Source organism: Bradyrhizobium erythrophlei (assembly GCF_900142985.1).
In the GTDB taxonomy this organism is placed as follows: domain Bacteria; phylum Pseudomonadota; class Alphaproteobacteria; order Rhizobiales; family Xanthobacteraceae; genus Bradyrhizobium; species Bradyrhizobium erythrophlei_B.
Map to the genome: position 1 here is coordinate 2669088 of NZ_LT670849.1, position 24879 is coordinate 2693966.

Annotated in this window: 20 protein-coding genes; 11 read left to right on the plus strand and 9 right to left on the minus strand. The window is 62.9% G+C overall.

The window, feature by feature from the left end; genetic code table 11:
• The first annotated feature begins 225 nt into the window (after nucleotides 1–225).
• The gene (locus BUA38_RS12295) at nucleotides 226–1338 is read left to right on the plus strand and encodes a CaiB/BaiF CoA transferase family protein (protein WP_072818158.1); all 1113 of its coding nucleotides are present in this window, start codon (nucleotides 226–228) and stop codon (nucleotides 1336–1338) included.
• 12 nt (nucleotides 1339–1350) lie between these two features.
• A complete protein-coding gene (locus BUA38_RS12300; RefSeq protein WP_072818159.1) occupies nucleotides 1351–1662 on the plus strand; it encodes a DUF1272 domain-containing protein in 312 nt (103 codons plus the stop codon).
• Nucleotides 1663–1671: 9 nt separating this feature from the next.
• Here the strand turns inward: BUA38_RS12300 and fahA are convergent, their stop codons facing one another.
• The 5 genes from fahA to BUA38_RS12325 are packed head-to-tail and all read right to left on the minus strand — an operon-like array spanning nucleotide 1672 to nucleotide 7172.
• On the minus strand, nucleotides 1672–2943 hold the full coding sequence (gene fahA, locus BUA38_RS12305) for a fumarylacetoacetase (RefSeq protein WP_072818160.1): 1272 nt from the start codon (nucleotides 2941–2943) through the stop codon (nucleotides 1672–1674).
• A 47-nt stretch (nucleotides 2944–2990) separates the two neighbouring features.
• The gene (gene hmgA / locus BUA38_RS12310) at nucleotides 2991–4337 is read right to left on the minus strand and encodes a homogentisate 1,2-dioxygenase (RefSeq protein WP_072826068.1); all 1347 of its coding nucleotides are present in this window, start codon (nucleotides 4335–4337) and stop codon (nucleotides 2991–2993) included.
• 2 nt (nucleotides 4338–4339) lie between these two features.
• Nucleotides 4340–5293, minus strand: a complete 954-nt coding sequence (locus BUA38_RS12315) for an MBL fold metallo-hydrolase (protein WP_072818161.1) — start codon at nucleotides 5291–5293, stop codon at nucleotides 4340–4342.
• Nucleotides 5294–5311: 18 nt separating this feature from the next.
• Nucleotides 5312–5536 (minus strand): DUF2783 domain-containing protein, encoded by a 225-nt coding sequence (locus BUA38_RS12320; RefSeq protein ID WP_072818162.1) that lies wholly within the window; start codon nucleotides 5534–5536, stop codon nucleotides 5312–5314.
• 7 nt (nucleotides 5537–5543) lie between these two features.
• The gene (locus BUA38_RS12325; RefSeq protein WP_072818163.1) at nucleotides 5544–7172 is read right to left on the minus strand and encodes an FAD-dependent oxidoreductase; all 1629 of its coding nucleotides are present in this window, start codon (nucleotides 7170–7172) and stop codon (nucleotides 5544–5546) included.
• 203 nt (nucleotides 7173–7375) lie between these two features.
• Between BUA38_RS12325 and BUA38_RS12330 the strand changes: the two genes are divergently transcribed.
• Entirely contained in the window at nucleotides 7376–7825 is a 450-nt protein-coding gene (locus BUA38_RS12330; RefSeq protein ID WP_083587983.1) for a MarR family winged helix-turn-helix transcriptional regulator, read from the plus strand.
• Nucleotides 7826–7843: 18 nt separating this feature from the next.
• Here BUA38_RS12330 and BUA38_RS12335 read toward each other — a convergent pair whose 3' ends face one another.
• A complete protein-coding gene (locus BUA38_RS12335; protein WP_072818165.1) occupies nucleotides 7844–8188 on the minus strand; it encodes a RidA family protein in 345 nt (114 codons plus the stop codon).
• A gap of 97 nt (nucleotides 8189–8285) precedes the next feature.
• Nucleotides 8286–9092, minus strand: a complete 807-nt coding sequence (locus tag BUA38_RS12340; RefSeq protein ID WP_072818166.1) for an N-acyl homoserine lactonase family protein — start codon at nucleotides 9090–9092, stop codon at nucleotides 8286–8288.
• Nucleotides 9093–9426: 334 nt separating this feature from the next.
• On the opposite strand from BUA38_RS12340, the gene BUA38_RS12345 reads away from it, so the two are divergent.
• The 4 genes from BUA38_RS12345 to BUA38_RS12360 all read left to right on the plus strand — a co-directional run bounded on the left by BUA38_RS12345 (nucleotide 9427) and on the right by BUA38_RS12360 (nucleotide 15743).
• Entirely contained in the window at nucleotides 9427–10905 is a 1479-nt protein-coding gene (locus BUA38_RS12345; protein WP_072818167.1) for a caspase family protein, read from the plus strand.
• A gap of 96 nt (nucleotides 10906–11001) precedes the next feature.
• Nucleotides 11002–11661 carry an OmpA family protein gene (locus BUA38_RS12350; protein ID WP_072818168.1) on the plus strand — a complete coding sequence of 220 codons (660 nt, stop codon included), beginning with the start codon at nucleotides 11002–11004 and terminating at the stop codon, nucleotides 11659–11661.
• A 42-nt stretch (nucleotides 11662–11703) separates the two neighbouring features.
• Nucleotides 11704–12618 carry an efflux RND transporter periplasmic adaptor subunit gene (locus BUA38_RS12355; RefSeq protein ID WP_072818169.1) on the plus strand — a complete coding sequence of 305 codons (915 nt, stop codon included), beginning with the start codon at nucleotides 11704–11706 and terminating at the stop codon, nucleotides 12616–12618.
• On the plus strand, nucleotides 12618–15743 hold the full coding sequence (locus tag BUA38_RS12360; RefSeq protein ID WP_072818170.1) for an efflux RND transporter permease subunit: 3126 nt from the start codon (nucleotides 12618–12620) through the stop codon (nucleotides 15741–15743). Before BUA38_RS12355 ends, BUA38_RS12360 begins: the two co-directional genes overlap by 1 nt.
• Nucleotides 15744–15750: 7 nt before the next feature.
• Here the strand turns inward: BUA38_RS12360 and BUA38_RS12365 are convergent, their stop codons facing one another.
• Nucleotides 15751–16425: a Crp/Fnr family transcriptional regulator gene (locus BUA38_RS12365; protein WP_072826069.1), complete on the minus strand. Its 675-nt coding sequence runs from the start codon at nucleotides 16423–16425 to the stop codon at nucleotides 15751–15753.
• Nucleotides 16426–16590: 165 nt separating this feature from the next.
• Here BUA38_RS12365 and BUA38_RS12370 point away from each other — a divergent pair, with 165 nt between their 5' ends.
• The 3 genes from BUA38_RS12370 to BUA38_RS12380 all read left to right on the plus strand — a co-directional run bounded on the left by BUA38_RS12370 (nucleotide 16591) and on the right by BUA38_RS12380 (nucleotide 21467).
• Complete coding sequence (locus BUA38_RS12370) at nucleotides 16591–18444, plus strand: AsmA family protein (RefSeq protein ID WP_072818171.1); 1854 nt, start codon at nucleotides 16591–16593, stop codon at nucleotides 18442–18444.
• A 108-nt stretch (nucleotides 18445–18552) separates the two neighbouring features.
• Nucleotides 18553–20517, plus strand: a complete 1965-nt coding sequence (locus tag BUA38_RS12375) for an adenylate/guanylate cyclase domain-containing protein (RefSeq protein WP_072826070.1) — start codon at nucleotides 18553–18555, stop codon at nucleotides 20515–20517.
• Between the two features lie 38 nt (nucleotides 20518–20555).
• Complete coding sequence (locus tag BUA38_RS12380; protein WP_072818172.1) at nucleotides 20556–21467, plus strand: efflux RND transporter periplasmic adaptor subunit; 912 nt, start codon at nucleotides 20556–20558, stop codon at nucleotides 21465–21467.
• A 269-nt stretch (nucleotides 21468–21736) separates the two neighbouring features.
• Here BUA38_RS12380 and BUA38_RS12385 read toward each other — a convergent pair whose 3' ends face one another.
• On the minus strand, nucleotides 21737–22621 hold the full coding sequence (locus BUA38_RS12385; protein WP_072818173.1) for a caspase family protein: 885 nt from the start codon (nucleotides 22619–22621) through the stop codon (nucleotides 21737–21739).
• Between the two features lie 378 nt (nucleotides 22622–22999).
• On the opposite strand from BUA38_RS12385, the gene BUA38_RS12390 reads away from it, so the two are divergent.
• Nucleotides 23000–24739 carry a hypothetical protein gene (locus tag BUA38_RS12390; RefSeq protein WP_072818174.1) on the plus strand — a complete coding sequence of 580 codons (1740 nt, stop codon included), beginning with the start codon at nucleotides 23000–23002 and terminating at the stop codon, nucleotides 24737–24739.
• Nucleotides 24740–24879: the final 140 nt, after the last annotated feature.

The following is a 24879-nucleotide window of genomic DNA, read 5'->3' on the forward strand; positions in this document are numbered from 1 at the left end:
GCGGTTTGACGAACTATCGCTACTAGCGGCGTGGATTTGACATTCGCTAACCGCTGGCCCGGCATTCGTAATGCGAATGTTAAATCCTAAACGCCGCTAGAAGCCGATATTCGCTAGTGGTCTCCGGATTCTTACATTTCGCAAAAGTGCCAGCCGAGAAGTCGGGCGGATGTTAGAATCCGACCACTAGCCCCTCACCCACGACCGCGATTTGGAAAAACGAAAGTGCCCGACGCGCCCGCCCATCAGACCTCGACGGCAGCCTCGGGCCCATTGACCGGTCTGCGCGTCGTTGAATTTGCCGGCCTTGGACCCGGCCCCTTTGCCTGCATGATGTTGGCCGACATGGGCGCAGAAGTGATCACGCTCGATCGTCTCGGTGCCAATAAGAACCAGCAATCGGCGACGGGGCGCGGACGCCGGATCGTCGAGCTTGATCTCAAGGACGACGAAGCACGCGCCCAGACCCTCGACCTGCTCGAACATGCCGATGCCCTGATCGAAGGCTTTCGGCCGGGCGTCATGGAGCGACTCGGATTCGGTCCCGACGTGGTGCACGCGCGCAATCCGCGTCTGGTTTACGGCCGCATGACCGGATGGGGACAGGACGGTCCTCTGGCGCAGGCCGCCGGCCATGACATAAATTATATCTCCGTCACCGGCGCGCTGGCCGCGATCGGCCCGGCCGAAAAGCCGGTCCCGCCGCTCAATCTGGTCGGTGATTTCGGCGGCGGCGCGCTGTATCTCGTCGTCGGCGTACTCGCCGCACTGCTGGAGGCGAAGAAGTCCGGCAAGGGCCAGGTAGTCGATGCCGCGATGTGCGACGGCGCGGCCTCGCTGATGACGATGTTCTTCGATTTTGCGGCCGCCGGCCGCTGGAACGGAGGACGAGAAAGCAATTTTCTCGACGGCGGCGCGCATTTTTATGGAGTCTATGAATGCGCCTGCGGCCGCTTCATCTCGATCGGGTCGATCGAGCCGCAATTTTATGCGCTGCTGCGGCAGCACGCCGGCTTGTCGGATCAAGCGTTCGATGCCCAGATGGACCGCGAAGCCTGGCCGTCGCTGAAACGAAGACTGGCCGAGACATTCAAAAGCAAGACACGCGACGATTGGTGCCGCATCATGGAAGGCACTGACATCTGCTTCGCGCCGGTGCTGAGTTTGTCCGAAGCGCCGTCTCACCCTCACATGGCGGCGCGCGGAACGTTCGTCGAGCGCCACGGCGCGATCCAACCGGCGCCGGCGCCGCGCTTTTCGCGGACCCCGTCTGTTATCCGCGAGACCGCGAAATCTGATATGGTCGACGTCATCAACGCATGGCGAGCGGGAAAATAGCAGGGAACGATCATGGCGCTGCAACTCCGGCCAAACTGCGAGTATTGCGACAAGGATCTGCCGCCGCATTCGCCCGATGCGCGCATTTGCAGTTTCGAATGCACGTTCTGTGCAGTCTGTGCGACTGAGAAGCTCGATAACGTGTGCCCGAACTGCGGCGGCGGCTTTGTTCCGCGGCCGATCCGGCCGGCCCATGAATGGCGGCCGGGTATTTCAGTCGAAAAACATCCTGCTTCAACCAAGCGCGTTCATCTCAAATACGATCTCGAGGATATCGCGGCGCATTCGAAACGTATCATGGACATTCCGCCCGAACAGCGCTGAGACCGCGCCTCATTCCGCAGGCAAGATCGTTCCCTCGACCTCCCCGAAGCCGACCCGGTAGCCGTCGCCCTGGCACCAGCCGCGCATCACAAGGGAGTCTCCGTCCTCGAGAAACGTCCGGACGACACCCTCTGCCAATTCGACAGGCTCGGTGCCATTCCAGGAAATCTCGAGCAGACTGCCGCGCTGGCTTTTTTCCGGCCCGGAGATCGTGCCGCTGCCGAGGAGATCGCCTACATTCATTGCGCAGCCGGAAGAGGCGTGGTGGATCAACTGCTGCACCGAGGACCAGTACATATACTTGAAGTTGGTTCGGCAGATGCGCGCAGGATTGTTCATGGGGGCGCCACGCAAACCGACTTCGAGTTCGATGTCGTAGTTGTTGGCTTGCATCTGTTTCAGATAAGGCAGCGGCTGCGGAGCCTGTTGAGGCCCCTGGCGCCGAAACGGCTCAAGCGCCGCTGACGTCACGACCCAGGGACTGATCGAGGTCGCGAATGCCTTGCCCTGGAACGGACCGAGCGGAACATACTCCCACTGCTGAATGTCGCGCGCGCTCCAGTCGTTCAGCAAGACAAAGCCGAAGATCATCGCTTGCGCTTGCGCTTCGGTCAGCGTTCCGCCCATGGGCGAGGCCTGTCCGATCACCGCGCCCATCTCGAGCTCGAAATCGAGCCGTTTGCACGGCCCAAAGCTCGGGTGTTCGGCGCCCGGCGGCTTCAGTTGCCCACGCGGCCGCCGCACTTTGGTGCCGGAGACGACGACGGTCGACGCGCGGCCGTTATAGCCGATCGGCATGTGCAGCCAGTTCGGCTGGAGCGCGTTGTCCTTGCCGCGAAACATGACGCCGACATTGGTGGCGTGTTCTTTCGAAGAATAGAAATCCGTGAAACCCGCGACCATGGTCGGCATGTGCAGTTTCACGTCGCGCATCGGCACCAGCGCCAGCTTCCGCAGTTCGTCATTGTCGCGCAGTTCATCATTATCGTGACGCAGAAGCTCGCTGATCCGTGCCCGCGTACTCTGCCAGACCTTCGGCCCGAGCGACATGAAATGATTAAGAGTCCTGCCGGCAAAAACGCCCGGACCGACATCGAAATTCAGCCGACCATCCTGCTCCAGCTCCCAGAGATCGAGCACATGGTCGCCGATGGCAACGCCGACGCGTGGCGCGAGGCCGTGCGCGGAGAACACCCCATAGGGTAAATTCTGGATCGGAAAATCGGATGTCGCTTCGACCGGGATAAAGGATCGAAGCGCGGGATCGTTGGGATGGGACATGACTGTCTTTCTTTCCCACTCCCATAAGGGGAGAGGGCTAAAGAGGGTTACGGCTTATTGGGATCAAAACGCTTTTCCAGCCCCTTCCAGCAATCCGCATAATCATCTTGCAGCGTCGCAGAATTGCCCGCATGCGCCGTCACCCGCTGTGGAAACCGCGTCTCGAACATGAAGGCCATCGTGCCCGTCAGCTTGACCGGTTTGAGCTCGCTGTTGCTGGCATGATCGAAGGCCTCGCGGTCGGGACCGTGCGGCAGCATCATGTTGTGCAGGCTGATGCCGCCGGGCGTAAACCCTTGCGGCTTGGCGTCGTACACGCCGTAGATCAGGCCCATGAATTCCGACATGATGTTCATGTGATACCAGGGCGGCCGGAAGGTGTTTTCGGCCACCGCCCAGCGCTCCGGGAAAATCACGAAATCGATGTTGGCGGTGCCGGCGGTTTCCGACGGCGAGGTCAGCACCGTGAAGATCGACGGATCGGGATGGTCGAAGCCGATCGCACCGACCGGCGAGAAACTTCGCAAGTCATATTTATAAGGCGCGTAGTTGCCGTGCCACGCCACGACATCGATCGGCGAATGCGGCAGCCTGGTCACGAACAGCGAGCCGCCCCATTTCACGAACAACTCTGTCGGCGTGTCCTTGTCCTCATAGCTTGCGACCGGCGTGAGGAAATCGCGCGCATTGGCGAGGCAATTGGCGCCGATCGGCCCGCGTTCGGGCAGCGTGAACGCGCCGCCGTAATTTTCACAAGCGTAGCCGCGTGCCGGGCCGGCGGTGAGTTCGATGCGGAATTTCACGCCGCGCGGGATCACGGCGATTTCGCCGGGTTCGACATCGATGCGTCCGAATTCGGTGACGAAACGAAGCTTGCCCTGCTGCGGCACGAACAGCATTTCGCCATCGGCATTATAGAAATGCTGATCGACCATGGATTTGGTGATCAGAAATATATGGGCGGCCATGCCGGCCTGCGTCGCGGCGTCGCCCGCAGTCGTCATGGTCTGCACGCCTTGCAGGAAAGTCATGTCCGCCTTCGGGATCGGCGCGGGATCCCAGCGCAACTGGCCAATCGCCATCTCGTGCTCGTGGCAGGGCGCGGTACGCCAAAGTCCCGTGTCGGCCTTTTCGAAACGGCCGGAATGGCGGACCGAGGGGCGAACGCGATAGAGCCAGGAGCGTTCGTTGGTGCCGCGCGGTGCGGTGAAAGGCGAGCCGGACAATTGCTCGGCATAAAGCCCGTAGGCGCATCGCTGCGGCGAATTGCGCCCGATCGGCAGCGCGCCGGGCAGCGCCTCGGTTTCAAAGCTGTTGCCAAATCCGGACATGTAGCCCGGAGTCACGCCAGCCGAACCACGATTGACGACGTCAGGAGAGGTATTGATGTTCATCGTCATTCTCCTTGCAGGGCCGCCCACATTTCCCGATCGCGCTTGTCGGTCCAGATGACGGGGTCGTCGATCCCGGAAGCCTCGTCGAAGGCACGCGAGACATTAAAGGGCAAGCAATGCTCGTAAATGGCAAAGCCTGAGAATTTCGGGTCCATCACTTCACGCGTGGCGGCCATGCTGTCCTTGAGACTGCGCCCCTTGGCGACGGATACCTCCGCGGCGCCATACAGTGTGGAGACAAAGTCACGCGTCATGGCGATCGCCTCGCGCGTCGTCGACAAACCTTTAAGCGCATCGCCGCGGCCCGGCGCGATGGCTTTGGGGCTAAAGGCGCGAATTTCATTCAGCGTCGATGGCCACTCGCGCAAATACGCATCTCCGCAATAACAGGCCGAGTGATACTCGATCAGATCGCCGGAAAACATCACCTCGGCGTCCGGCACCCAGGCGACGATATCGCCGGAGGTGTGCCCGGCGCCGAGTTGCATCAGCCGCACCTCGCGCTCGCCGAGGTAGAGCGACATCGAGCCCTCAAACGTCAGCGTCGGCCAGGTCAGTCCGGGAATGCTTTGCGCGTCCTGAAACAGCCGGGGAAAGCGGCCGTATTCGGAATCCCAATCCTGCTGCCCGCGTTCGGCTACCAGCCGATAGGTCTCCTGCGAGGCGACGATCGCCTGTGAGTGATAGGCGGACGCACCCAGCACGCGCACCGCGTGATAGTGCGACAGCACGACATATTTGATCGGCTTGTCGGTCACCGAGCGCACGCGCTCGATCACTTTCTGCGCCATCGCCGGCGTCGCCTGAGCGTCGAACACGAGGCAGCCATCATCGCCGACAATGACCGCCGAATTCGGATCACCCTCCGCCGTGAAGGCGTAGAGGTCGGCTCCGATTTCAGAGAAGGTGACCTTCTTCTCCGCCATGTCGGTGGTGGACGCAAATCCTTTGGCCATCGCTTCCCTTCCCGCCTGTTATTGTTGTTGCTGCTGTTGCTGGCTCACTTCCAGCATCCGCCGTTTCGCCAGCTCAATGGCCTCGCGCAAGACCTCGAGATCGCCAATGTGGTTGGCGAGAATAAGCACCAGCGCCGCATCGAGATCGGCGCTCGCCTCATCGCTCAATCCGCGGTGGGCTTCGACGATGGCGCGAAAGGCATCATCCGGCTTTTCAAAGTTTGAGCTGGTCGATAACACCATGGCATCCTCAACTATTACCCGATGCGCGCTTGAGCGCCGCATCGATCGCGTTGCGCGTCGGCCGGCGAAAGCGCGCGGCGACATAGCCGTCCGGCCGGAGCAGATAAGCGGTTCCGGGTTCGGCATCGTAACGCGCCAGGAACGTCTCGATCGCATCGAAGATACCCCCAATCCGGACGACGCCGACGCCGTCGGGCCAATCGGCCACCGCACCGTTTGCAAATTCGAGGATCGTAAATCCTCCGCCAACTGCCTTGAAGGCATCGGTGAGATATTCCAATCCGCTTTCAGCGGTTGCGATCGGCGCATCCCGCATCGACGCACCGGGTCTCACGCCTCCACGCCATGCGTCAACGTCTGGGGTCGAGAGCGGCGAATCGTAGGTCGAGGGCACCGACAGCCGGCCGGCATTGACCATCCGCTTGCCGAACTCAGTTTCCTTTGCCAGCGACAGCACCGCCTTGCGCAGACGCGCTTCGTAGGGCGAATTCGGCGCCATGAAGTCGGTCGAGCGGGTGGATTCGCGAATATTTTCGTCGGCCGCCTGGCTGCGCTCAACGTGATAGCTTTCCAGCAGCGTTTCGGGCGAAGTCCTGCGCAACACGCGATCGAGCTTCCAGCCGAGATTTTCGGCATCCTCGAGCCCCGAATTGGCGCCGCGCGCCCCGAATGGCGAAACCTGATGCGCCGCATCACCGGCAAAGATGACCCGGCCATGGACGAACCGCGCCATGCGCCGGCACTGGAATTTGTAGAGCGATATCCACTCGAATTCGAACTGATCGTGACCGAGCATGCGTGCGATTCGCGGCCGCACATTTTCCGGCCGCTTCTCCGCAACGGGATCGGCGCTGCGATCCAGCTGCAAATCGATGCGCCAGACATCGTCCGGCTGCTTGTGCAGCAAGGCCGATCGCCCGGCATGGAACGGCGGATCGAACCAGAACCAGCGCTCGGTCGGAAATTCGGCCGTCATCTTGACGTCGGCAATGAGAAACTGATCCTCGAACACCTGCCCCGCGAAGTCGGCGCCGACCATCTGCCGCAGCGACGAACGCGCGCCATCGCAGGCCACGACATAGCTGGCACCGATGCGATAGACGCCTTCGGGCGTCTCGATCGAGACGACCACGTGATCGTTGCGCTGTTCCAGCCCAATCACCCGGTTACGCCATCGCAGGGAAATGCCGGGCAGTTCCAAGACGCGATCGACCAGATAGGCCTCGGCGTAGAACTGCTGGAGATTGATGAAGGCCGGGCGCTTGTGCCCCCACTCGGGCAGCAGATCGAACTGGTAGAGCAGCGAGGGGCCGTGAAAGATCTTGCCGATCTGCCAGACCACACCCTTGTCGACCATGCGTTGGCCGACACCGAGCCGGTCCCAGAATTCAAGCGAGCGTTTCGAAAAACAGATGGCGCGTGAACCCTCGCCGATACGGTCAGCGTCGTCGAGCAGCACGACCGGCTGCCCACGTTGCGCGAGGTCGATCGCGAGCGACAACCCCACCGGCCCGGCGCCGACCACGACCACCGGATGCATGGCAATGTCAGTCCCGGCGCGGTCCTGATCAGCGTGGCGCTGGAAACCAAACCGCGTCCTGGCCCCAATGTCGGCCTGGGTATTGCCGTGTGTCATCTAGTGATCCGATTCCAACATTCGGATTGCGAACCCGCGGCCAGGTGAGAGCGAATGTCAAATCCACTTCACTAGCCTCTGGCCAGAAGAAAGCGGTCCTGTTAAATTAGTTTCAGTTGCAACTATCTTAGACCCGCCGCGTCGCCGGCGCAACCCGCATTGGAACCATTTTGGCCAAGACACCGCTCGATTTGTTCCGCTTTATGCCGTTCCGCCTCAACCGCCTCGCGGCGGAAGTCAGCAATGCACTGTCCATCGAATATCGCGAGCGCTATGGCCTCGACATTCCGGAGTGGCGGGTGTTGGCAACGATCGGCTTTTGTGAGGGCCCCTGCACTGCCCGATATATTTCGCATTGTACCCGCACGCATAAATCGACGATCAGCCGGGCTGTCACGACGTTGCTGCGGCGAAGGATTATCGAACGGGTCGCGAACGTAAACGACCGCCGCGAATTCGCCCTTCAGCTCACGCCCAAGGGACGCGCGCTCTACAAGGAATTGATCCCGCGCCTACTGCGCAAGGAACAGCAAATTCTCTCTTGCTTGTCGGCGCAGGATCGCAAGAAGTTCGCGGCAGCGCTCGGCAAGATCGAAGGCTATCTTGGTCTCGTGCAAACGATCGAGGAAGCCGGAAAGACCGGCACATATTGAAGCGCGGCGCCTTCGCTTTCATTTCACGGCGGTCACGACGATCTCGACGATATGCGGCGGCTCCAGTTCGACGCCGATGCAGGCACGCATCGGCGGATTGGCCCGGTCGACCCACTCGTCCCAGGCGCGGTTCATCTCGCTCTTCAGCGCCATGCCATTGATATAGACGATCGCCGACAGGATCTTGCCCTTGCCGGACCCGCATAGCGCGAGGCCCTCGTCGATCCGCGCCAGCGCCTTCTGAGTCTGCTCGTACATCGATGGCGTGACGGGATCGGGCGCGACCGCCACGGTGAGCACGAGATCGTCGTGAACGACGGCGCGGCTGCGCGTCGGCGTCAAACCTGGAAATCGGGTGATCATGCTGGCTCGTCTCCTGGTGTGGCGACACTGACGTTCCTTTCAGTGTGGCCCCGAGTTCTTCGAAGGAATGTCAGAACCGGGACACTAGCGCGCAAACTTATTTGGCAAAGGAACGCGACGGCGCCTGGTGCAGAGCGAAGGCATCGGTCTTGTCGCTGGCCCGCGGATAGATCTCGGCGACCAGCGGATCGTGACCTGGAATGATGCGATCGGGATGGCCGGCGAGGCGTTCGGCGGTTTCCCAGCCCGTGCACATGTCGCCGATATTGTAGACGATCGGAAACGGGCTGCGGCGATGGAGGTTGCCGTAGAAATGCGCCGCGTCCGACGCCAGCACGACCGGCCCTCGCGCCGTGGCAACCCGCACCACCTGCAAGCCGTCGGAATGACCACCGACATGATGCACCGTGACGCCGGGGGCGACTTCGCCCTCGCCCGCGTGAAAGGTCACGCGCTCGCCGTAAACATGGCGCACCATCAAGGTCACATGCTCGACCGAAAACGGATGACGGAGCGCGCCAAAACACATGCAGCGGCCGGTGGCGTAGCTCATCTCACGCTCTTGCAGGTGAAAACGCGCCTTCGGGAACAGGTCCAGATTGCCCGCGTGGTCGTAATGCAGATGAGTGACGATGACATCGCCGATTGCCTCCGGGCTGACACCGAAGCGCTTCAGCGCCTCCGCCGGGTTCAGCGTGAGCTTGCGGCTGCGCGCCGCGGCCTCTTCGGCATTGAATCCGGTATCGACGAGGATATTGCGGCCACCGCCCCGGACTAGCCAGACAAAATAATCGAGATCCGACGCTGCGGTCTCGTGCGGGTCGGGCGTGATGTAGTTCATGTTGGGGGTGCGCGGCGACATGGTCGCGTAGCGGAGCGCATAGATTTCGTAGGTCGTTTCCATCGGTTCTGCTTCTTTTGTTTGGTCCGGCCCCCAGCAAGCCACTGCCGTGCCAAAAGGTCAAACCGCCAAACCCGGCATGCGGCCATACGAAAATGGCAGTCAACGGCGATGTGTCAGCGCGATGACGCCCGCGGCGCCTGCTTCGCCGGATCGAGCGCGGGACTTCATGTTGACTGTCGTGCGCGGCGATTTGCCAGACCGTCAGCGGTTGACACCCGCGATAGGCGCGCGGTTTGATAATGCGATTTTCGTGAGATAAAGTTGCGGGCGCGCGAGTTCGGGGCAGGTGTTTAGTACCTGAACCGACTTTGGAAATTGGCTGGACGGGAGCAGAATGACTATCCGCCTTTCATTGCTGGCTCTTTTGGCCTTTTCGCTCGCGCCGATGGTGCCCTCCGCGGCGATCGCCGCGGACCGGTTTGCGCTTGTGATTGGCAACGCAAAATATCCCGACGCGGATGCGCCGTTGAAGGAGCCGGTCAGTGACGCGCGCAGCGTTGCCGACGAGCTCAAGCGGGACGGCTTCACCGTGGAAACCGGCGAGAACCTGACCGGCGAGGGAATGCACAAGGCGCTCGAGCGTCTCTATGGCCACATCAAGCCGGGAAATGTGGCGCTGATTTTCTTCAGCGGCTTCGGCATTCAGTCCAACCGCCAGAGCTTCATGATACCGGTCGACGCCCAGATCTGGACCGAGGCGGACGTTCGGCGCGACGGCATCAGCCTCGAAACCGTCCTTGGCGAATTCAACAACCGTGGCGCCGGCGTCAAGATTGCGCTGATCGACGCATCCCGCCGCAATCCGTACGAGCGCCGCTTCCGCAGTTTCTCTGCCGGCCTTGCACCGGTGATTGCGCCGAACGGCTCGCTGGTGATGTATTCGGCGGCGCTCAGCTCCGTGATGTCCGACAATGGCGGCGACCACAGCCTGTTCGTTCAGGAACTGCTCAAGGAAATCCGCGTTCCCGACCTGATGGCGGAAGAGACGCTCAACCGGACGCGCGTCGGCGTGACGCGCGCCTCGCGCAGCGAGCAGGTCCCCTGGATTTCGTCCTCGCTGGCTGAAGACTTCTCGTTTATTCCGGGGGCCAAGTCGGCCGTAGCCGCTCTCCCACAACAGCCGGCTGCCGATCCCACGCCTCCATCACCGCCGCCGCCAGCCTCTCCGCCACCTGCGGCTCAGCCGGCTGCGCCACGGGTCGATCCGCCTGCGCCGCCAAAGGCCGAGACGCCGATCCTGCCGCCGCCTGACAAGCCGGCGGTGGCGACCCTTCCGAGCAACGATCCGCCGCCTCGGCCACCCTCGCCCTCGCTCGCCGATGATCCGACCATCAAGAGCCTGACGGCCAAGCTCGTGGAAAACCCGGATGATGCCGGTGCTCTGTACCGGCGTGGACAGGTCTATGCGAGCAAGGGTGCCTATGACCTTGCGATCAAGGATTTCGGCGACACGATCCGCCTCAATCCGAAGGACGTCGAAGCCTACAACAACCGGTGCTGGGTGCGTGCCGTGACCGGTGAGTTGCAGGCGGCCTTGAGAGACTGCAACGAGGCGCTTCGGTTGCGCCCGAATTTCGTCGATGCGCTCGACAGCCGTGGATTGGTCAACCTGAAGAGTGGCTTGAGCAAGAACGCCATCGCTGATTTCGATGCTGCCCTCAAGATCAACCCGCGGCTGACGTCGTCGCTATATGGCCGCGGACTGGCCAGACAGCGCAGCGGCGCCGCTTCGGACGGCGAGGTCGACATCAATAACGCGAAGGCGATGGACCCGAACATCGTCAAGGAATTTGCAGACTACGGCGTGCGCTGAGGTAAGACCTCCAGGCGCACGGCCTCTCGAGGTTCGGTTCACGGGGCCGTTCCGAACCGACTTTCATGCGAATGCGTCCCTGAAGGAGAATTGGCAATGTCCCTGAGCCCGGCAAAGCGTGTCTCCGTCGCGATCCTCTCGCTCTTCGCCCTCGCTATTGCGTTTTCGTTTCATGCCGCCGGCGCGGAGGAGGCCACCGAAGACCAGATTCTGAGGGCGCTTTCCCCGGCGAAGCCGCAGGCTCTCACGCGCAGTCTCTCGATGGGACCCCCGGCACAGGACAATCCGGCGGCGACCGAGGCCGAAAGCAAGCTCGTGCAGTCGCTGCACAACCGGCCATCGCGCTCGCTATCGATGGGCGAGCGCGAGCAGATCGCCGCCATCGTCAAGGACAAGCCGAAGATCGATCTGGAGATCAATTTCGATTACAACTCCGACCGGATCAGCGCCAAGTCGCTGCCTTCGGTGCAGGCGCTCGGACGGGCGCTGGCAAACCCCGATTTGAAGGGATCGACCTTTATTCTTGCAGGCCATACCGATGCCGCGGGCGGCGACGCCTATAACCAGGACCTTTCGGAGCGACGGGCCGACTCGATCAAGCGTTACCTGGTCGAGAAAGCCAGCATTCCCGCTGCCGATCTCGTCGCCGTCGGCTATGGTAAAACCAAGTTGAAAGACCCTGCCAATCCGCTGGCGGAGGTGAATCGCCGAGTGCAGGTGGTCAATATGGAAAACAAGACGACCGCCGCGAAATAAATTCATGTACGCCCACCCGACGAAGGAGCGCCGAACCCGGCAATGAACCTGTTCCCCTATCTCAAGCCAGCCCTGGCGGCCGTATTTTTCATTGTCCTTGGGGCGGGATGGTACTGGTTCGAGCACCGTTCCCACTCGGAGGCAAAGGAAACGGCAAGCAATGCGCTTGTCGTCGTCACGAAATCCACCAATGCGTGCTTTTCCGATCTGGTGCGGGTGACCGGATTTGCGGTGCCGCGGCGCGAAGCGGTGGTCTCGGCCGATCAGGAAGGCTCAAAGGTCGCCGACGTGCTGGTCCGTGAGGGCGAGACGGTCGCCGAAAACCAGGAACTGGTGCGGCTCATCCCGCCGCCGACATCAGCCAATTCGCAGCGCACGCCGATATCGCTGCGCGCGCCGGCCGCCGGCCTTGTCACCCAGGTCAACACCATCGTTGGCGCTCCCGCTTCGCCGCAGGCAGGACCGATGTTCCGTATTGCCGTCAACAATGAGATCGATCTCGACGCCGAAGTGCCTGCCGTTCACATGATGAAGCTCAACCCCGGCGCTACTGTGCGGATCAGCCGTGACAATGGCCCCGACATCGTCGGCCGTCTGAGGCTGGTCGTGCCGCAAATCGATCGCAACACCCAGCTTGGCCACGTCCGCATCACCTTGACCGGAAATCCTGCGATCAAGATCGGCATGTTCGCCCAGGCCAGCATCGACGCCAGACGCAGCTGCGGTGTTGCGGTTCCGCGCACCGCGATCGACCACCTCACGGTTCAGGTGGTCAAGGGAAATATCGTGGAGACGCGCAAGGTCAAAGTCGGGCTCGTGTCCGACACCTCGATCGAAATTCTGGAAGGCCTCGACGTCGGCGAAACCGTCGTGGCCGACGCCGGCTCTTCGCTGCATGATGGCGACCAGATCAGAACGATGTTCGCCGAAGACCTCGATCGGACGCGGGTGCGCTGATGGCTCTCAATATCTCGGCATGGTCGATCCGCCATCCGCTTCCTTCCGTCGTCTTTTCCATCATCCTCCTGGTGCTGGGCTGGATCAGCTTCACCAAGCTCGCGGTGACGCGGCTGCCGAGCGCCGATATTCCGGTGATCTCGGTCACGGTGTCGCAGTTCGGCGCGGCCCCGGCCGAGCTTGAGTCCCAGGTCACCAAGACCATCGAAGACGGCGTGTCGGGCGTCGAAGGCGTGCGACACATTTCATCCTCGATCACCGACGGCCTGTCGGTGACGACGATCCAGTTCGCGCTGGAAACCAACACCGACCGCGCCTTGAACGATGTCAAGGACGCCGTCACGCGCGTGCGCGCCAATCTGCCGCAAAACGTCAATGAGCCGTTGATCCAGCGCGTCGACGTCATCGGCCTGCCGATCGTCACCTATGCGGCGATTTCGCCCGGCAAGACGCCGGAGCAATTGTCCTACTTCGTCGACGACGTCGTCAAACGCGCGCTGCAAGGCGTGCGCAACGTCGCCCAGGTCGAGCGCATCGGCGGTGTCGAGCGCGAAATTCTGGTCTCGCTCGATCCCGACCGGCTGCAAGCGGCGGGACTGACCGCAGTCGATGTGTCGCACCGCCTGCGCGGCACCAATGTCGATCTTGCCGGCGGCCGGGCCGAAATCGGCAAGAACGATCAGGCGATTCGTACGCTTGCCGGCGCGAAGACACTCAACGAACTCGCGGGCACCATGATCAGCCTGCCGACGGGCGGCGAAGTCCGGCTCGACGACCTCGGCACCGTCACCGACACCATCGCCGACCGCCGCACCTTTGCGCGCTTCAACGGCGAGCCAGTCGTGGCGCTCGGCATCAAGCGCTCGAAAGGCGCGAGCGACGTCGTGGTCGCCGCCGCCGTGCAGAAGCGCATCGACGACTTGAAAATTGCCCATCCGGAAGTCGACCTCAAGCTGATCGACACATCGGTCGAGTTCACCAAAGGCAATTACGAAGCCGCGATCTCGACGCTGTTCGAAGGCGCTATCCTGGCCGTCATCATCGTATTGCTGTTCTTGCGCGACATCAGGGCGACCATCATCGCCGCGATCTCGCTGCCGCTGTCGATCTTCCCGGCATTCTGGGCGATGGATCTTCTCGGGTTCTCGCTCAACCTCGTCAGCTTCCTCGCCATCACGCTGTCGACCGGCATTCTCGTCGACGACGCCATCGTCGAGATCGAGAACATCGTGCGTCACATGCGCATGGGAAAGTCGCCCTACCGCGCGGCGCTGGAGGCCGCAGACGAAATCGGCCTCGCCGTGATCGCAATCTCGCTCACCATCATCGCGATCTTTGCACCCGCCAGTTTCATGTCGGGCATCGCCGGGCAGTTTTTCAAGCAGTTCGGCATCACGGTGTCCGTGCAGGTGTTCTTCTCGCTGCTCGCCGCACGTTTCGTGACGCCGGTGCTTGCGGCCTATTTCCTGAAAGATCATCCGCACGACGATCCGCCGCCCGGCCGCGTGCTCCAGACCTATATCAGGCTCGTGACCTGGTCGGTTCAGCATTACCTGATCACGGTGCTGATCGGCTTCGGCATCTTTGCCGCCTCGATCTGGAGCATCTCGTTGCTGTCGCAGGGCTTCCTGCCGGCGCAGGACACGGCCCGCTCGCTGCTGGCGATGGAATTGCCGCCCGGCTCGCAGCTCGCTTTTACCGAGAAGATCACCGAGCAGATCGTGGCGCGCTTGCGCAAGCGGCCGGAGGTGAGGAACGTCTTCGTCGATGGCGGACGGGTGCCGCCAGGAACGTTCGAAGTCCGCCGCGCGGCGCTGATCATCAACTACACCCCGAAAACCGAACGCAGGATCACCCAGCGCGAACTCGAGCTGTCGATCAGCAAGGAACTCGAAAACGTTCCCGATATCAGGTTCTGGTTCCTCGACGAAAACGGTCTGCGCGCGATCTCGCTCGTCGTCACCGGCGCCGACAGCAACATCGTCAGCAATGTCGCCAGCGAACTCGCCAACCAGATGAAGCGGATTCCGTTGATCGCCAACGTGATCTCCGAAACCTCGCTCGACCGGCCGGAGCTTCGCATCCAGCCGCGCGCCGATCTGGCTGCCCGGCTGGGCGTTTCCACCGAGAGCCTGTCGGAGACCATTCGCGTCGCGACGATCGGCGACGTCGGCCCCGCACTTGCCAAGTTCGACGCCGGCGACCGGCAGGTGCCGATCCGCGTTCAGCTTGAGGACGGCGCGCGGGGCGACCTGAATATCCTTGAACAGTTGCGCGTGCCGCTCGGCGGCGGGCGTGGCGGCGTACCGCTGTCGGTGGTCGCCGATATCAAGCTCGATCAGGGGCCGACCAGCATCAACCGTTACGACCGCGAGCGACAGGCGACCGTCGCCGCCGATCTCGTCGGCACCTCGGCGCTCGGCGATGCGACCAAGAAGATCAACGAGCTTCCGGTCATGAAGAGCCTGCCCAAGGGCGTGAAAGTCAGCCCGTCGGGCGATGCCGAAAGCCTCAACGAATTGTCCGCGGGCTTTGCCACCGCCATCACGGCAGGCCTGATGATGGTTTACGCGGTGCTGGTGCTCCTGTTCGGCACCTTCCTGCAACCGATCACGATCCTGTTCTCGCTGCCGCTTTCGATCGGTGGCGCGATCGCGGCCTTGCTCGTGACCGGCAAGCAGCTCACGACGCCGGTGTGGATCGGCATCCTGATGCTGATGGGTATCGTCACCAAGAACGCCATCATGCTGGTGGAGTTCGCCGTGGAGTCCATCCGCGCGGGCAAGACGCGCGAATATGCCATCATCGACGCCGGCATGAAGCGGGCCCGACCGATCGTGATGACCACGATCGCGATGGCCGCGGGCATGATGCCTTCCGCACTGGCGTTCGGCGCTGGCGGCGAATTCCGCTCCCCGATGGCGCTCGCCGTAATCGGCGGCCTGGTATTTTCGACGATCCTGTCGCTGGTGTTCGTGCCGGCGATGTTCATGATGATGGACGATATCGGCACGCTGATCTGGCGCTCCACCAAGCGGCTCGTCACCTTGAACGACCCAGGCGAAAACCAGGCCGGAGAGCACAAGCCGCCGCCGGTCGTCCTGCATTCGCCGGCGGCCGAGTAACCGCCGGCTATTCGTTCCGCGCCACTGCCGTCAGTTTTTTCATGTTGTGCAGGAGAATGCGCCCGCGCTGAAGATCGAGAATGCCGTCCTTGCGCCAGAGCTGTAACTGGCGATTGACGCTCTCCCGCGCAGCACCAACGAAGACGCCGAGCTGCTCCTGGGAAATATGCACCTCGGAACCGAAATCGGATGCGAGCGCACAGAGCCGCCGCGCCAGACGAACCGGCAGCGGCTGCAAAACCGATTCCTCCATCCGTTCGCTCATCCAGCGAATGCGCTGGCACAGCAGCATGATCAGCTTGACCGCGACCCTCGGCTCGCGTTCGAGGAAGCTGAGAAAATCTTCCCGCCGCAGCACGAACAACTCGGTCGGCTCGCCGGCGGCCGCATCCGCCGTGCGGCTTTGGCCGTCAAGCACGGCGACTTCGCCGAAGAGGTCGCCGGCGCCTAAGAAATTCAGGGTCAACCGACTGCCGTCGGAAGCGCCGGTCTCGATCCGGATCTGGCCGCGGCGTACCCCGAACAAGGCGTCGCCGGGATCGCCCTTCTGGAACAACATCTCGCCTGTCTCGAGATGCTGGGTGTGGCAGAGCGTGGCGAGCCGTTGCAGTTCCTCGGCCCCGATGTCCGCAAACATCGGGTTCACCTTCAAAATAACGGCAAATTCGGCCTGTTTACTCATCGCAATGCCTTGGTCCGAAGCAGCGCCCGTCGGCGGCCGGAGGTCAATGGAACGGAACTGTGTCATAAGTCACATAGCATTGCAGCCCCGGCGCTGCCTTCGATAACTTGAACACGGCCGAAGCCATGCCGAACTGTAGGCGGACTGCCGATCTGGAACACCGACATGAGAACCTCGAAAATCATCAGTGGGGTTATCGGAGCGATTGTCGTTGCGGCCGTGCTGCTGCTTGTGGTCGGAATGCCGGCTGGCTTCCTGACCTCGGCCATTGCCGACCGGGTCGAGCGGGAAACCGGCTATCGCCTCACCATTGGCGGCTCGACCGGAATCGGGCTGTGGCCCACGCTGAATGTCACGATGCGCGATGTGACCCTTGAAGGTCCCAACGATCGCGAGAGCGGCAATCATCTGAGCATTGGCAGCCTTCAGGCCGACCTGACCTTCAGCAGTCTGTGGTCCAGCCATCCGGAAATTACCGAGCTTGCGATCAACCGGCCCGACATTCGTATTCCGCTGCGGCGCGAGCGGCGAGTAACCCCGGCAGCCTCCTCCCGTCCCGGCGCGGCCGCGAACAACACTTCGGCCGCACCGAAAATCCAGCGGATCACGGTCACCGACGGCACGGTCACGTTCTTCAATACACGTGACCACGTCGAAGACCGCATCGAGGGCATTGCCGCGCGCGCCACCATCGACACCGACCGTCATCTCAATCTCAACGGCAAGGCGCAAACAGGCGGCCATCCGCTTAACTTCGCGGCCAAGGCGTCGATGCCCGATCCCGCGGTGGAGCGGCAAACCATCCCGGTCGAGCTTTCGCTCGATGCGCCCGGCCTTTTGCAGGCGCCGCTGTCCGCCGAAGCCCAGCTCCGGATCAACGGCACCGCCGTGATGCTCAACGGCCTTTCTGGCAAGATGGGCGAGGACCTGTTCGATGGCGGGGCCTCGGCCGATTTCGCCAGCAAGCCGCTGGTCAAGGTCGATCTCGATTTCCGCCGGCTCGATATCGCAACCAACTCGGCGCAAGGCACGTCGCAAGGTGCGCAACCGGTCTGGAGCAACGATAAAATCGAACTTTCCCGCCTCAACTATGTCGATGCGCAGGTTCGCCTGTCGGCCTCCGAACTCAATATCGGGAGTGCGCATTTCGCACCCGTGGCGCTGGAGGCTTCGCTCGCGACTGGAATTCTCAAAGGCACCGTGTCCAACGTTGGCGCCTATGGCGGCCAGGCCACCGGCACCTTCGAACTCGATGTTTCGCCCGACAAGCCCACCTATGCGATCCGGTGCGATCTCAACGGTGTCCGCGCGCTGCCGTTGCTGAGTGCGGCGGCCGATTTCGACAAGCTCGACGGCAGACTGCAAGCCAAGATCGACGTCAGCTCGAACGGCCAAAGTCAGCAGGCGATCATGTCGAATCTCACGGGCAACGTGACGGCCAATTTCCAGGATGGCGCGATCCGCGGCCTCAACCTCGCGCAGATGATCCGCTCGCTCACCTCGGGCACGCTGTCCGGCTGGCAGGCGAGCCAGGAGAAGACCACCGACCTGAGCCAGCTCTCGGCCTCGTTCCAGATCGACAAGGGCCAGGCGACGACGTCCGACCTCAATCTGGTCGGGCCGCTGGTCAAGATGACCGGCGCCGGCACCATCGACGTCGGCGCAAAGACGCTTGCGCTCCGCGTTGATCCGAAGCTCGTGATGACGACCGAAGGCCAGGGGCGCGCAAGCGACCCGGCCGGCTTCGGCATTCCCGTTGTCATCGACGGGCCGTGGGCCGATCCCCGCATCTATCCCGATGTTGCCGGCATCGCATCGGGCAACAGCTCGCCAGGCGGCAACGATCCATCGGATACGCTCGGCAAGCTCGGCGCGGCGCTGGGTAATCTCATCCAGCAGGGGTTGAACGGTCAGAACCGCAATCCTCCCCCGAATGGAGGAGGACCGAATGATCCGGCCCAGCCGGATCAAAGCGGCCGCCAGGTCAACGACATCCTGAAACAGCTGTTCGGCCGATAGGCCCTCAACCAGGCCCCGCTCCCCTCGCCGCAGCGCGAAACGTGCTAAGGGTGGCGGCGATGACCACGCATGGCCGGCGCTGACCTGACCGGCCGATACAAAGGCTGGATGATCAGGGTGAAACGCGAAGATCGATCGCTGCGCAGGGGCCTGTTCGCCAAATATGTCGCGGCGCTGGTCGGCCTCGTCGTGTTCGTGCTCGCGGTCAACGGCGCGATCGAAATCTGGATCAACTACCACGCCACCCGAACCACGCTGACCGATTCCCTGGGCGAGCGGGCGGAAGCGGCCGCAGGCCGCATCGAACAGTCGATCGCCGAACTGGAACGGCAGATCAGCTGGGTGACGCGCGCCAGCGCGGTCAAGATCGAGGATCACCGCAACGATTACGCGCAACTTCTCAATCAGGTGCCGGCTGTCGAGCAGCTGATGTTGCTCGACGGCTATGGCCGCGAGAAATTGCGGCTGTCGCGCACCTCGGTTGCGGTCGGCAGCAACGCCGACTTCTCGCGCGACGTCCGCTATACCGAGACCCGCGGCAAGAGCGTGGCTTACGCGCCGGCGACGTTCCGGAATGCGGCACGCCCAGCAATGTCGATTTCGGTGTCGCATTCCGGCTTCAACGCCGACATCACCGTCGCCGATATCGACCTGCACTTCCTCACCGAGTTTCTCGGCGATGCCCAGACCGGCCGATCGAGCTTCGCCTATGTGATCGACCCGCAAGGTCGCGTGCTGGCGCGCTCCAGCCGCGGCCCCGAGACCGGCAAGTCGCTGGCCGACTTGCCCCAGGTCGCCGCCGCGCTGAAGAAGGACAATGCGCGTACCGACTTCGGCACCGATGCCGAAGGCGGTTCGGTGCTCACCGCCGCACGCGCGATGCCAAAACTCGGTTGGCACGTTTTCTTCGAGCAACCGGCGGCGCATGCGCTGGTGCCGATCCGCGATCAATTGACGCGCGCAGCGCTCCTGATTGCGCTCGGGCTTGTGGTCGCGATCCTGGCCGGTTCGATGCTGGCGCGGCGCATGCTGGTCCCGATCACGGCGCTGCGGCGCGGCGCCGATCAGCTCGGCGAAGGCGATTTCGGCCACCGCATCGAGGTGAAGACCGGCGACGAATTGGAAGAACTCGCCGGCCAGTTCAACCGCATGGCCGGCCAGTTGCAGGAGACCTATGCCGGTCTCGAGACCAAGGTGCAAGAGCGCACCCGCGATCTCGCCCAATCGATGAATGAGTTGTCGCTGGCGCATTCGACCGTGCAACAGCAGGCGGAGAAGCTGCGGGACCAGACCGAACAGCTGAAGGACTGGAACAAGTCGCTGGAAGACCGCGTGGAGAAGCAGCTCGCCGAGATCGAGCGCATCCGAAAGCTCGAACGTTTCCTGGCGCCGCAGGTCGCGCAACTGATCGCCTCCTCGGATGGACATGACTCGATCCTCGATAGTCACCGTCGCGAGGTGACGGTGGTGTTTTGCGATCTGCGCGGCTTTACGGCGTTCACGGAATCGACCGAGCCCGAGGAAGCCATGAACGTGCTGCGCGAATACCACGCGGCGCTGGGCGAGCTGACCTTCAAATATGAAGGCACGCTCGACCGCTATGCCGGCGACGGCGTGATGATCCTGTTCAACGCGCCCATTCAATTTGCCGACCACACCCGACGCGCGGTGCAAATGGCGGTCGAAATGCGCGATGCCATGGACGCGCTGACGACGCGCTGGCGCAACCGCGGACATTCGCTCGGGTTTGGCGTCGGCATCGCGCTCGGCTATGCGACGATCGGGCAAATCGGCTTCGAGCACCGGCTGGAATACAGCGCGATCGGCAGCGTCACCAACCTCGCCTCGCGGCTGTGCGACGAGGCCAAGGCCAACCAGATCGTCGTCAGCCGCCGCGTCTATGGCATCGTCGAGCCTTGGGTCGAGGGACGGCCGATCGACGATCTGCAACTCAAGGGTTTCAATCATCCGGTGCTGGCCGCGGAGATATTGAGCTGGCGGGAGGGGGCGGAAGTTGCGCCACCGCGAACTTCCGCGGAGACTGCGGTGGTAGCCGCCAAGGAAGCGTCCTGATATCCAATAGACCTCGAGAGTTGCCTGCCGGGATCGCCATGACACGTTCCACCACGCCTTTTGCGTTTAAAAAGCTGACGCCATCCGCTGCCGCGGTCTCGCTCGCCCTCACCCTCGCCTCCCCCGCCCTCGCCGCCGACGATCCCGCGGCCAAGGAAGGCGCCCCCCAAGGCGCGGCGGTGACGGTGCTGAAGGCGTCGAAATTCTGCTTCCCCAATCTGGTGGAGGCGTTCGGCATTCTGGTCCCGCGCGAGGAGACGATGGTGCGGCCGGACCGGCCGGGCCTGAAAGTCGCCGAGATCCTGGCCGACCCCGGCGATACCGTGACCGCGGGGCAAAATCTGGCGCGGCTGAGCCTCCCCGAAGGCGGCACGACGACGATATCGTCGCCGGTTGCCGGCACGGTGCTGACGTCGACCGCGCAAGTGGGCGCGCTTGCCTCGCCCCGCGCCGAGGCGCTGTTTTCCGTGATCGCGCGCAGCGAGTTCGACCTGGTCGGGATGGTGCCGACGCAGGATCTGCCGAAGCTCGCCATCAATCAGCCGGCGCGCATCCGCATCGTCGGCGCGGGCGAGGTCGAGGGCAAGGTTCGCCGCGTCTCGACCACCGTCGAGCCTAACAGTCAGCTCGGCCAGGTGTTCGTCAGCATCACCACCAACCGTAAGCTGTTCGTCAATTCATCCGGCCGCGCCATGATCAAGACCGGCCAGAGCTGCGGCGTGTCGGTGCCGCTGACCGCCGTGCTCTACGGCACCGCCGGCACGGTGGTGCAGGTGGTGCGGCGGGCGCGCATCGAAACCAAGCGGGTGGAGGTCGGGCTGATGTCGGGCGGCCAGGTCGAGATCCGCGAGGGACTGACCGAAGGCGACATCGTGGTGGCGCGCGCTGGCGCGCTGTTGCGCGAGGGCGATCCGGTGCGGCCGGTGACCGAGGCTGCGGAAGCGCGGTAGGGGCTTGGATCGGGCCGATCTGTCTAATGTCGTCCCGGCCAAGCGAAGCGTGCGAGCGCTGAGCCGGGACCTATAACCACAGGCTTCTATGGTTACGGGAGGTAACTAGCGCCGGTGTACCCGCTTGATAGGCCGCGGCGTATGGTCCCGGCTCGCGCGGAGCCTGTCATCGGGCGCGCATTCGCGCGACCCGTTGGCTTGGCCGGGACGACGGTGAAGGGTGTCGTCGCGGCCCCTGCGTTCGCAGGGGCGACCCAGGGCTAGCGGCCTTAATTGGCCTTCTTGGTTTCCGGCCGGTCGGCGTTGAAGCTGATTTCTTCCAGCAGCGTGGAAGAAACCGACGGCACCTGCTCGCCGTTGGAAGAGCGCGAAACCGCAACGCGGGTCTGGTTGAAGATCGCTTCGGCCGCCTTGGCCTGATTGTCCCGCGGCGTGTCGATATGCGTGAGCAGCTCGGTGACCAGCACCGAATTTTCGCCGGTGGAATCATCGGCCACGGTGCCCGGCGAAGTCGACGTCAACAGCAGCGCATTGTCGGGCAGCGTGATCGGCGCCAGACCATGCGAGAAGGTGCGGAAGCGCCGCTCGTAAGGATTGCGGCGGGAGGCATCGAGCACCACGACCTTGGCGGAAGCGCCAAATTCCTTGGCAGCGTCCAGCACGGACTCGACGGCAATGCCTTCGCGGCGCACGTCGGTCTCCTTCCAGATCACGGCATCGACCGGGATCATGTAGCTCTCGCGGCCGACCTGGATGCCATAGCCGCCGAAGAACAGCATCACCACCGAATCCGAGCGCACCTTCGACTTCAGCCGCGCCACCGCGCGGGTCATGTCGTCATGGGTGGCGTCTTCGATGGCGTCGACATCAAAGCCTTCGTGGCGCAGCGCGGCCGTCAGCGCCCGGGCGTCATTGACCGGCTGGGCGAGCGGCAGGCTGGCGTCGGGATAATGGCTGTTGCCGATGACGAGCGCGATCCGGGACGACCGCTTGGCGGTATCGGCCTGCTCGGCGGAAGCCACCTTGGCGCCGTCCAGCTTGTTCAGCGCGGCATGGGCCCCAAGCGCCAGCGACACGGTCCCGATCAACGCCGCCGCGACCGCGACCGAACGTCGGGACAAGCCAAGTTTGGGCAGCTGGCCGAACAAAGTCATCACAGGTCTCATTCGCACTCACTGTCTATCGCGCGCCGTCTTTAAGTCGCGCCAGCTAGCCGTCAGGTTTATGGGATGAGGGCCGTTTGCCGTCGAATTATGCTCAATTTGCGGCGTCGCAACAAACAAAGACTTAACCCGTCCCGTAACCTGCCCGCAACCTTATTTGTCCGTTAACGGGAACCCGGAACCCGAACTTATGTGATGTAAATCACACTCTCGCCTGTCCGCCGCAACCCCGTCCTGCGCATCTCATTTCCTTGAAATCGCTGCATCTTTCGTGCCATTGGTCGGACACTTGCAAGTCTAGGGAAAATTCGCGCGAAATGACCCATGCGTGAGCGCGGGTCTGAAACGCGCTGGGCGGAAAGAAGTTGCATGGCGTTTCACGAAATGGCCTCCGCCGCCTGCCGCGCGCTGACGGCCCGCAAGGACGGCCCGTCGCTCTATGACCTCTGCGATCCGCTGCTGCTCAACGGAGCCGGGAATGGCGCAAGCGGCGACCAGCACCTCGGCCAATTCTACCGGACCGCGCTCGCAAATGCGGCCTTGCGGCCGCTGCTCCGCCGGACCGGGCTTTCCGAATTGAACGATGCATCCCGGTTTGCGGCGCTGCGCCACGCCCTGACCCAGGCGCGCGACGACGAGCGGCCTGACTGGGCGGCGATCGGCCAGCCGGTGGCCGAACTGCTGGACACCGTCAAACTGCGCCACCCCCGCCCGCCCGCCGTCCCGCCGGAGGGGCCGCCGCCAGGCCTTTCCGACATCGAGCGCGTGATCCGCACCTGTGGCGCGCACCTGTTGCGGACGTTCCGCAATAACGGCTTCATCCCGGCCTATGCGTCGTTCAACCTGATCGGCGATCCCGACATCCATGGGCGCGAGTTCCTGATGGCGCTTACCGGGCTCGATGCGCGCGGCTACAAGAACTCGACGCTGCTGTTCAATCTGGCGCGAACCTTCATCGCGCGCTCGCCGGTGCGCGACCTCATCAATCCGTCCTGGAAAGGCATCGCCGAGCCGATGTGGCAGCCGATCCAGATCCGGCACCGCTCGGCCTACTACGATGCGTTCTATATCGAGTCGCTGCTCGGCTTTGTCGAAAGCGGGCTGGCCTCGCGCGAGGAAAGCGCCGCTGCAAAGCGCGCCATATCAGCCATGACCGATTTTTGCCTGGGCGCAAGCCGCGAACGTGTGCGCGGCGTCGACGGGCGCGACTTTGATGTGGTGACTGCGATTGCGCCCGCGCCGCATCCGCGGTTTTCGCGCTTCTTCGCCCAGATCAAGCAAACGCTCGGCTTCGGCCTGTATGTGCCGGACTGCGACACCACGGCCTGCGCGTTCTCGGCCGCGGCGCAAGCCGGCTCCAGCGATCCGATGCTCGATCAGCCGCTGCCGGATTTCTACAGCGGCTATCAGGTCAAGGCTGGCGCCAATGCGCCGAAGGTCACGGTCGCGATCAACGATCACATCGATTACGACGGGGCCATCGTCACCTGGATCGACAACATCAACGGCGACCGGCCCTACGGCAACGACCTCGACCCGACGCTCAATCTCGACGTGCTGGAAGCAAGCTTCCGCAATCTGGCGCGCTGGAAAATCCTTGAGACGCCAGAGCGGCTCGATCTGTTGCGCGGCATCGTCAGGTTTCAGAAGAACCTCGCCGCCAATGGCGCCTTCGCCGAGCCGCGCTCGCACATCTATTACCTGCCGGAACTCTACTGCGCCTATTTCGGCCGCTGCTACGCGGCTTTCATGGCGCTGCCTGAACAGGCGCGAGCCGCGATCGATCCCGATGGCGCGTTCGGGTTCATTCGCGAGCGGGTGCTGGCCTATGTGCAGGACGAACTGATCACCCACGAGATGAATCCGTTCGACGCGGCATTGGCGCTGATCGCACTCGGCCATCTCGGCGCGGAGGTCTCAACCCTTACGCCAGCCTTACATTGCATCGTGCGCCATCTCGGCGAAGGCGGCCGGCATGGACCGTTCAAGGCCTATGAGTGGAACAAGATGAAGACCCCGACCCGCATTCTCGTCGGCGGTCCGGAAGCGACCTCGGCCTTTGTGCTGATGGGCCTGTCGCTGGCGCGGGCCGCCTTGAAGCGGACGTAAGGTTGGCGCTGGTGTCCCGGTTCTGACATTCGTATGCTGTCGCGGCAGGCACCTTTACGAAGGTCAGAACCAAAGGGACACCGGCAAATATTGGTTTTCCAGTGTGGCTTTGACACTGACGTTCCTTTGACGAAGGCGCT

Coding starts and splice junctions, on each gene's coding strand:
- BUA38_RS12300 (WP_072818159.1), top strand. CDS start 1,351: ATGGCGCTGCAACTCCGGCCAAACTGCGAGTATTGCGACAAGGATCTG.
- fahA (WP_072818160.1), bottom strand. CDS start 2,943: ATGTCCCATCCCAACGATCCCGCGCTTCGATCCTTTATCCCGGTCGAA.
- hmgA (WP_072826068.1), bottom strand. CDS start 4,337: ATGAACATCAATACCTCTCCTGACGTCGTCAATCGTGGTTCGGCTGGC.
- BUA38_RS12315 (WP_072818161.1), bottom strand. CDS start 5,293: ATGGCCAAAGGATTTGCGTCCACCACCGACATGGCGGAGAAGAAGGTC.
- BUA38_RS12320 (WP_072818162.1), bottom strand. CDS start 5,536: ATGGTGTTATCGACCAGCTCAAACTTTGAAAAGCCGGATGATGCCTTT.
- BUA38_RS12325 (WP_072818163.1), bottom strand. CDS start 7,172: ATGACACACGGCAATACCCAGGCCGACATTGGGGCCAGGACGCGGTTT.
- BUA38_RS12330 (WP_083587983.1), top strand. CDS start 7,376: ATGCCGTTCCGCCTCAACCGCCTCGCGGCGGAAGTCAGCAATGCACTG.
- BUA38_RS12335 (WP_072818165.1), bottom strand. CDS start 8,188: ATGATCACCCGATTTCCAGGTTTGACGCCGACGCGCAGCCGCGCCGTC.
- BUA38_RS12340 (WP_072818166.1), bottom strand. CDS start 9,092: ATGGAAACGACCTACGAAATCTATGCGCTCCGCTACGCGACCATGTCG.
- BUA38_RS12345 (WP_072818167.1), top strand. CDS start 9,427: ATGACTATCCGCCTTTCATTGCTGGCTCTTTTGGCCTTTTCGCTCGCG.
- BUA38_RS12350 (WP_072818168.1), top strand. CDS start 11,002: ATGTCCCTGAGCCCGGCAAAGCGTGTCTCCGTCGCGATCCTCTCGCTC.
- BUA38_RS12355 (WP_072818169.1), top strand. CDS start 11,704: ATGAACCTGTTCCCCTATCTCAAGCCAGCCCTGGCGGCCGTATTTTTC.
- BUA38_RS12360 (WP_072818170.1), top strand. CDS start 12,618: ATGGCTCTCAATATCTCGGCATGGTCGATCCGCCATCCGCTTCCTTCC.
- BUA38_RS12365 (WP_072826069.1), bottom strand. CDS start 16,425: ATGAGTAAACAGGCCGAATTTGCCGTTATTTTGAAGGTGAACCCGATG.
- BUA38_RS12370 (WP_072818171.1), top strand. CDS start 16,591: ATGAGAACCTCGAAAATCATCAGTGGGGTTATCGGAGCGATTGTCGTT.
- BUA38_RS12375 (WP_072826070.1), top strand. CDS start 18,553: ATGATCAGGGTGAAACGCGAAGATCGATCGCTGCGCAGGGGCCTGTTC.
- BUA38_RS12380 (WP_072818172.1), top strand. CDS start 20,556: ATGACACGTTCCACCACGCCTTTTGCGTTTAAAAAGCTGACGCCATCC.
- BUA38_RS12385 (WP_072818173.1), bottom strand. CDS start 22,621: ATGACTTTGTTCGGCCAGCTGCCCAAACTTGGCTTGTCCCGACGTTCG.
- BUA38_RS12390 (WP_072818174.1), top strand. CDS start 23,000: ATGGCGTTTCACGAAATGGCCTCCGCCGCCTGCCGCGCGCTGACGGCC.